The organism is Erwinia sp., assembly GCF_049696395.1.
GTDB lineage: Bacteria > Pseudomonadota > Gammaproteobacteria > Enterobacterales > Enterobacteriaceae > Erwinia.
Genome location: NZ_JBAVTT010000118.1, coordinates 1 through 6,741, shown reverse-complemented (window position 1 = coordinate 6,741; position 6,741 = coordinate 1). Strand labels below are relative to the sequence as shown.

The window sequence follows — 6,741 nt, the reverse complement described above, 5'->3', positions numbered from 1 at the left end:
TTTCGCTTTCAGGCTCGTCAGCTGCTGGCTGTAGCCGTCGATATCGCTCAGGCGTGAGCTGATGACCTGCATCTGAAACCAGATTATCCCGCTCAGGATGCCAATCAGGAGCGCGGCGCAGACCACTATCCAGATCATCGCGGTGGTGGCCGTGGCTCTGATCATGCCCGTCAGCCTGCCGTTCTGCTCGCGGATAGCGTTGCTGATGCTCTGCGAGCTTGATTGCAGTTCCGCGCTGATAGACGTTTCCAGCCTCCCGAACTCGCGCTTCACGCTCTGCTCGGTATCCTGCGCTTGCTGCTTCGATTTCTCCTCGAAGGTCTGCGCCAAATTTAAAATCTCGCTCATAAATCAATCCTTTAAGCCGGATATTTCTGCCGCCGGACGGGTCGGCAATACTGATGCTGCTTTTGGTTTCCCGCGCCACGGTGAGACCGATGTTTTCAAGCTGTTCCACCACGTCCTGCCGGCTGCGTATGACGCCTTGTGCCATCAGGTTCATCAGGCCGGCGGTCAGCTTTTCCGCTGCCTGCTGTTTGTCACGCGGCAGATCGCTGGCCTGCGTCAGTGGGCGACGATAGGCGGGGTCATTGGGGTCACGCAGTCCGAGCCGGTCATTAGTTAGCGTCTGCCAGGCGTTGACCCTGGGACGGTCGGCGCGGTCGAAATAGGGTTGCAGACGTTTCCCACTCTGTAATTCGATGTTCGGGATCACGAAGTTCAGCTCGAGGCGGCCTTTATCCTGATGCTCAACCCACAGACAGGCGTACTGGTCTTTGTCGAGACCGGTCATCAGTGTCTGTTCCCATTCATCCATCAGCCGCGCCTTTTCAGTCTCTGCAATGTCGGCCTCCTGAAAGGACAGCACGCCGGACGTATAAGCACGGGCAAAGTCACAGCTGTCAATCAGCTCGCGGGTACGTTCAGCGTCGCCACGAAGCACACGGGCATCGTCACGCTGGCGATCCTTACCAAGCAGGTAATCAACCGGACCACTGCCCGAACCGGCACCACGTGAGTGAATTTTAACGATCACGATGCTGCTCCAGCAGCTCACCGAGCTGGCGGTCGAGGCTGTTGAGCACCGCAAGCAGGGAAACGCGGTCAGTGGGGTTAAGGCCATCAAGCTGATTAAGGCGGCGGGCGATCTGGTTGAGGTTATTGCCTATTCCGCTGACCTGTCGCAGCAGTTCGGGTTCAACGTCAGGCAGACGGCGCTTTCTGGCGGTGTGTTCTCCCAGACCAAGCTGACGTAGCCATTCGGCAAGATGAGTTCGGTCACACCGGTCAATCAGACGCTGATGCTCTGAGTCAGTGAGCCGGATTTTGATCTCTTTCGTGCGCTTGTCCATTCTCACTCCGCTGAGAAATATTCGCACCCAAAGTGCGAAAGTTGCGCAGTGGATGCCCGGGGTTTCGGGGGCGGCGAGCCCCCTGAACCAGTCACAGACGGTACCTCGTAGAGGGGACGCTGTGTGTACTGGCTTGGGGTAGATATAGTATGTCAGGTTATATCCTCGCTGCAAAAAAAAGCCCTCTCTGGAAGAGGGCTGTTATCTGATATAGGCTTGTTATGGTGTCAACGCAAGAGGGCTGTTATCTGATATAGGCTTGTTATGGTGTCAACGCTAATTAGCTTTATTCTGTGTCGGTGTTGTAGTGTCAACAACATCCCGAACTGCGCTCTCTACGCGTTCTGAATCGTTTTGAATGCTGATAATCACCTCACCAGCTTTGCGCATCAGCGCTACCCCTTGAGCAGTGTTATTAATACTGCCTTTTATGTCCTTTAAAACCTCTTTAGCCAAATGATTATTCTCGACTATAACTAGTTCGATTTCTTCAGTAGCCGTGCTGACATTTGCTGCCAAATTCCGCACTTCGGCAGCAACGACCGCAAAACTTCGGCCCGCGGGCCCAGCTCGCGCAGCCTCAATAGCAGCGTTTAGGGCTATGAGGCGGGTCTGAATAGCAAAGTTTCTGATCGTTCCGACTATCCCGTCAATGCTGTCAGACTGACTGTTAAGGCGCGATATGCCAGCTGATACAACTCTCATGTCTTCCGCAATTCTGTCAATCGTCCGTATACTGTCATCAATAACATCTGCACCAGTCTGCGCACTTTTTTTAGTCTGAATAGCCATATCCCACGCATGTACAGCAGCGTCATGCTCCCGCTGATTGCGAAAAACCTCATCAGTCACGTCGGAAGAAAATTTAACTATTTTGTATAACTGACCATCGCTGTTAAAGATGGGGTTGTAGGTTGCCCGGAGCCAAACGGTTCTACCGCTCCGATCAAGTCGTGGAAATTTACCAGAGAAAAACTCTCCTTGATTCAACATTAACCAGAACTGTCGATATTCATCGCTTTCATACAATGTTTCTGAACAGAAGATCCGATGATGCTGTCCTAACACTTCATCGATCCGGTGACCAGTTGTTTTCAAAAAGTTGTCGTTAGCGTGAAGCACTTCACCGGCGGGACTGAACGAAATAATAGCCATGGATCGATTGATAGCGTTGATGATAGATTCCTGCTCAAGCGCGTACTGCATACGCGAGGTGATATCAGAGGCTATCTTGATGATCTTAAACACCCTGCCTCTTTTGTCAGTCACTGGGATATAGCTAGCCTCAAGCCAAACAGGACGTTTTCCTTTTGCCAAACGCAGGTATTTATCACTGAAGTTCTCACCTGCAGCCAGGCGTTCCCAGAATCGTTTATATTCGGGTGAATTCACAAGCGAAGGTTGACATAACACGCTGTGATGACGCCCCACTATTTCTTCATGCTTATACCCCATAGTTTTAAGAAAAAGTGGACTAGCCTTTTGAATGATGCCCGATGGACTGAATTCAATAACAGGCATTGCTTGACTAAGCGCAATAAAAGAAGCTGATAAATTTTGAGCCCGTCTTCGGTTAAGGAAAAAATTAATATTTTTAAGGAAATTGAAGCGCATTATTTTTACCTGGTGAGATTACAAGTGGTGTAGTTATCGGCATTTCTGAATCAGTAATTACAAATTACTGTGATATTTTTTTATGGTATTGACAAAAACATGATTTTCTTTTTGGCTAGGCCGCGTTGGTAGGTAGTTAATCTCCTAAGTCCTAAATAGCTGCGCGTAATAGTAGATCACTTTGAGGGAACTCAGCCCGGATTGTGCGATCTGATCAATCGCCAAATATCTCACATCACCAAACGGACTGAACCACGTTGAGCATTTATGGCAGGTGCTTCACGATACAATCACGCGGAACCATCAATTCCGTTCGATGTGGCAATTGCTGAGAAAGGTCCACCATTTTATGGAAACCGTCAGCCCATTCCCCGGAGGTAAACATGGTCTGGCAAAAGTGTATCGGTATTAGGCGCAGCTATTTAGCGTTTTTGGGGGCCAAAAAAAATAGCAATTATTTATAAAAAAGCCATAAAAAATTAATTTAATTGTGGCACTCGCACCAACTATTAAAAAATACATTAATATAAAAATCATCTAGAAAAAATTAAAAAAATTCTTCCTAGATGCTAGTTTAAAATAACACTAAAACAACTAATTACTTCGTAACTTTGAAGAGAGGTTACGTAGTAGAATAGTTACTTGGGTAGAGCATACGTCGTGATTCGTCGTCATTTGGAGTTTTGAATTCAATATCTTTTCCAATCAAGCGCACACGAGAAACAGAACTTCTGGAATTGATGGTTTGGAACCAACGTTCTACTTCAGGGAATTCACTTAATCGCCCCTCTCCTAATACAAAGTCAGCACGATCAACCCAAGCCCATGCAGAAATATCTGCAATCGTAAATTCATCACCAACTATAAATTCACGATTATTAAGATGGGTATTTAGTACGGAGTAATGTCTCTCTGCCTCTCGCAAATAACGGTTTTGAGCATAGGTTATTTTTTCTGGCGCAGCACGTTGAAAGTGCACTGATTGACCAGAAAAAGGCCCTAAGCCAGATGCAATAAACATCAGCCATGACAATAACTCACCACGTTCAGAGCTGTGGCCAAGAAACTTTCCGTTTTTTTCCGCGAGATAAAGCAAGATTGCATTGCTGTCGAATATACGAGTGCCGTCATCTTCTATAGCAGGTACTTTACCATTAGGATTGATTGTACGGAAATCCGCGCTATGTTGTTCCCCTTTAGCAGTATCGACAGCAATCAGCTCAAAAGGCAATTCAGCCTCTTCGAGAAAAAGAGCTACTTTTAGTGGGTTAGGGGTGGGGTGGTAGTAAAATTTCAGCACATTTATCTCCTAGTATGCATTGTTTCTCTGCTTATCTCTTATGGTTCCAAGATAAGATGATTTTTTCATGCTGGCTATTCAGGAAAATCCCTCTTATCAGTCAGCGTTATGATTATTTGTTAGCTTTTTCCGTCTATAGTAAGTGGAGCGACTTACCCCCAAAAACAACCAAGGTTCTAATTTTCTTTCACTATTTTTTTGTGGCTTACGCCCCCCGCCTTTACTTACTAATCCTCCAGCCTTGCCTCTCTTTGATTGGGTTTCTGGAATATGGGTTTTTTTAATAAATTCTGCAAAAGAAGATGATGTGAAGTTTTTACTAGTCCATTTAGCTATGCTTTTAGCTATCCCCATAAGTTCGTTTTCGTCTAGAGGAGAAGCTAATTGCAAGTTGTAGGCATTGGCACGCTCATAGCAGGCTTGCAGCCACTGTTCATACTCCGGCCATCCCTGACGGATAGCTCGATAAGCCCACTTGCGGGTCTTATCAAAGAGAGTGCAGTTACGGCCTAAACCGTAGTCGGCTACGATTTTTTTGTCGTTCGCGGCGTTCAGATTGAGCGAATCGGCCAGCCAGTCCAGTGTGTAGAGTTCCGGCTGCCAGACGGCAATCTTCCAGTGCCCGTGGTTCGGATTCTTGCAGATTAACCCCGAATACCCCGCGTCAGCATCCAGTTTTTTACGTAGCGCATTCTCTACGGCGGCGGCGTACTTCAGCGGCTTCATTTTTCCGTCGGGTGCGGTGCGTATTGAGGTTTTCAGCGCATAGAGCAGGTGCGCGTGCCCATTTTCGGGGTTGGTGATGGTCAGCGTGGGGGCTGGGGCGTTTCGATCGCTCCAGTCTATCGCTGCACCGAGGCGGTCAACGTCAAAACCGAGCCAAAACATGGCATGTGGTTGGTTGAACTGGATGTATTTCGCCAGAATAGCGCGCTCTTTTCCCGCGATGCGTACACCAAAATGCGGATCGTCCGAAAAGTACGGCTTGTGCGGTAAACGGTCGTTGAACAAGTTGAGGGCTGGGTTAGTCACTCATGCCAGCGCTTATGGCGGGCTGTTGTCTTGCACTCTGCATGTGCTAATATCCTTCTTAGGTTTTGTGCCTGGCCCTGGTAATCACGCGACTCCGCCAAGATGACTCGTGATTTCCGGGGCTTTGTTTTTTCTGCCGTTAAAGTTACACGCGAACGGCGGCTCCTGTCGAATCCTTCCGTCATAAAGCCTTAATGTGAGGCAAGTTCCTGAAAGAATTTAGGGTTGGCCTGTATAGTCGCCAGCACCTTCGCCGCCAGTCCGGTCGGGTTACGTCTTCCAGCCTCCCAGCTTTTAATGGTGTCGAGGCTCGTTCCGAGCACCTTCGCCATTTCATCCTGCGTCACGTTCAGCTGGGCGCGAATGGCCTTCACATCAGCCAGTTCGTAGCGCGTGACACGGGCTGGCGCTTTAACGCCGTTTTTGATCTCGACGGCTTCCTCCAGAGACGCTTTCAGTTCGTCAAAAAAACTCATGCTACACCTCGTCTTTCAGTAGTTTCGTCAGCTTTTTCAGGTCGGCTTTTTCGGCATCTGTCAGGCTGTCTTTGATGCTTTTCGGGTAGGCCATCACCAGATAGATAATCTCGTCAGTGGCCAGAAGGTAGATCACCCGCGCACTGCCGCTTTTCCCCTGGATGCCTGTCGCCATTCTGATTTTTCGCAGGCCACCGGTCTGCCTGATGAGATCGCCTTTGTCGGGCGATTCAATCAGTGCTTTCTGGAGTTCTTTGAGCTCGTCGTCCGTGGCGATTTGCTTTATCTGACGGGTAAACATCGGCGTTTCGATAAACTCTATCGCATGGCTCACTGCGTCATTCCCTTTGAATTATTAGAGTACATTGTACACCATTATGTTAATGCGTCTACTGCTGTGGTCTCCCATTAACGGGGTTACATCGACGGGCCATGATAACGGGTGTGCTGCCTTTCCAGCTTGAGCTCGAGCTCAAGCTGTTTTACGAACGCATCAACCGGCTGACATTGTTGCTCAAGCTCTCGACCTGCCCGCGCAAGCTGTTCACCTGACTGCTCAAGTGCTGACACACCCTGTCGCTCCGGTTCAGCGCCTGTGAAGTAGTCTCGAACATGTGCTGCAAACTGCTGTAGCTTTCCTGCCACGCCTGATGCTGTTGCTCGTAGCTGGCCTGTAAGCTCTCTAATGCGCTCAGAAGCTGTTTTTCCATCTCGGTCATGGTTTTCTGTGTCCTGTAGGTAGAAATCGTTCAGTGGCGTTTCATGGCCTTCTGGCAGGGTTATTTCGCCGTGTACCTCACCACCGTGTTGCCCGCCGTTGAGGTGTAGGTTTCCACGCCATGCGCTTTCACCGGCAGCACCACCAGATAGCCGTTCTTCTGGCTGTCGTCGCTGTAGATCGTCACCCCCGCGCCGCTTTTCGCTTTCAGGCTCGTCAGCTGCTGGCTGTAGCCGTCGATATCGCTCA

At 49.0% G+C, this 6,741-nt stretch carries 8 protein-coding genes and 3 pseudogenes; 1 reads left to right on the top strand and 10 read right to left on the bottom strand.

Annotation, left to right across the window (positions count from 1 at the left end; all coding sequences use genetic code 11):
• The 4 genes and pseudogenes from WCC56_RS15150 to WCC56_RS15135 all read right to left on the bottom strand — a co-directional run.
• The coding region (locus tag WCC56_RS15150; RefSeq protein ID WP_424693175.1) for an MbeB family mobilization protein at positions 1-348 on the bottom strand (348 nt) is incomplete at its 3' end.
• A 370-nt stretch (positions 349-718) separates the two neighbouring features.
• Positions 719-1,123: pseudogene (locus WCC56_RS15145) on the bottom strand (hypothetical protein); the annotation flags it as partial.
• Entirely contained in the window at positions 1,026-1,352 is a 327-nt protein-coding gene (locus WCC56_RS15140) for a MobC family plasmid mobilization relaxosome protein (protein WP_424693174.1), read from the bottom strand. The gene WCC56_RS15140 and the pseudogene WCC56_RS15145, both read right to left, overlap by 98 nt.
• Positions 1,353-1,628: 276 nt before the next feature.
• The gene (locus WCC56_RS15135; protein WP_424693173.1) at positions 1,629-2,966 is read right to left on the bottom strand and encodes a methyl-accepting chemotaxis protein; all 1,338 of its coding nucleotides are present in this window, start codon (positions 2,964-2,966) and stop codon (positions 1,629-1,631) included.
• A gap of 247 nt (positions 2,967-3,213) precedes the next feature.
• Here WCC56_RS15135 and WCC56_RS15130 point away from each other — a divergent pair.
• Positions 3,214-3,378: pseudogene (locus WCC56_RS15130) on the top strand (IS630 family transposase); the annotation flags it as partial.
• A 210-nt stretch (positions 3,379-3,588) separates the two neighbouring features.
• On the opposite strand, the gene WCC56_RS15125 reads toward WCC56_RS15130, so the two are convergent.
• From WCC56_RS15125 to WCC56_RS15100, 6 genes and pseudogenes are all read right to left on the bottom strand, one after another.
• Entirely contained in the window at positions 3,589-4,266 is a 678-nt protein-coding gene (locus WCC56_RS15125) for a glutathione S-transferase family protein (protein WP_424693172.1), read from the bottom strand.
• 96 nt (positions 4,267-4,362) lie between these two features.
• Positions 4,363-5,298 carry a replication initiation protein gene (locus WCC56_RS15120; protein ID WP_424693171.1) on the bottom strand — a complete coding sequence of 312 codons (936 nt, stop codon included), beginning with the start codon at positions 5,296-5,298 and terminating at the stop codon, positions 4,363-4,365.
• 191 nt (positions 5,299-5,489) lie between these two features.
• The gene (nadS, locus tag WCC56_RS15115) at positions 5,490-5,774 is read right to left on the bottom strand and encodes a NadS family protein (RefSeq protein WP_265495206.1); all 285 of its coding nucleotides are present in this window, start codon (positions 5,772-5,774) and stop codon (positions 5,490-5,492) included.
• A 1-nt stretch (position 5,775) separates the two neighbouring features.
• A complete protein-coding gene (locus tag WCC56_RS15110) occupies positions 5,776-6,108 on the bottom strand; it encodes a type II toxin-antitoxin system RelE/ParE family toxin (protein WP_424693170.1) in 333 nt (110 codons plus the stop codon).
• A 148-nt stretch (positions 6,109-6,256) separates the two neighbouring features.
• Positions 6,257-6,493, bottom strand: a complete 237-nt coding sequence (locus WCC56_RS15105) for an MbeD family mobilization/exclusion protein (RefSeq protein ID WP_424693169.1) — start codon at positions 6,491-6,493, stop codon at positions 6,257-6,259.
• A 60-nt stretch (positions 6,494-6,553) separates the two neighbouring features.
• Positions 6,554-6,741 (bottom strand): annotated as a pseudogene (locus tag WCC56_RS15100) (protein MobB); the annotation flags it as partial.

What these genes read in the sequence shown, in the direction of transcription:
- WCC56_RS15140 (WP_424693174.1), bottom strand. Translation starts at nt 1,352, where the DNA reads ATGGACAAGCGCACGAAAGAGATCAAAATCCGGCTCACTGACTCAGAG.
- WCC56_RS15135 (WP_424693173.1), bottom strand. Translation starts at nt 2,966, where the DNA reads ATGCGCTTCAATTTCCTTAAAAATATTAATTTTTTCCTTAACCGAAGA.
- nadS (WP_265495206.1), bottom strand. Translation starts at nt 5,774, where the DNA reads ATGAGTTTTTTTGACGAACTGAAAGCGTCTCTGGAGGAAGCCGTCGAG.
- WCC56_RS15105 (WP_424693169.1), bottom strand. Translation starts at nt 6,493, where the DNA reads ATGACCGAGATGGAAAAACAGCTTCTGAGCGCATTAGAGAGCTTACAG.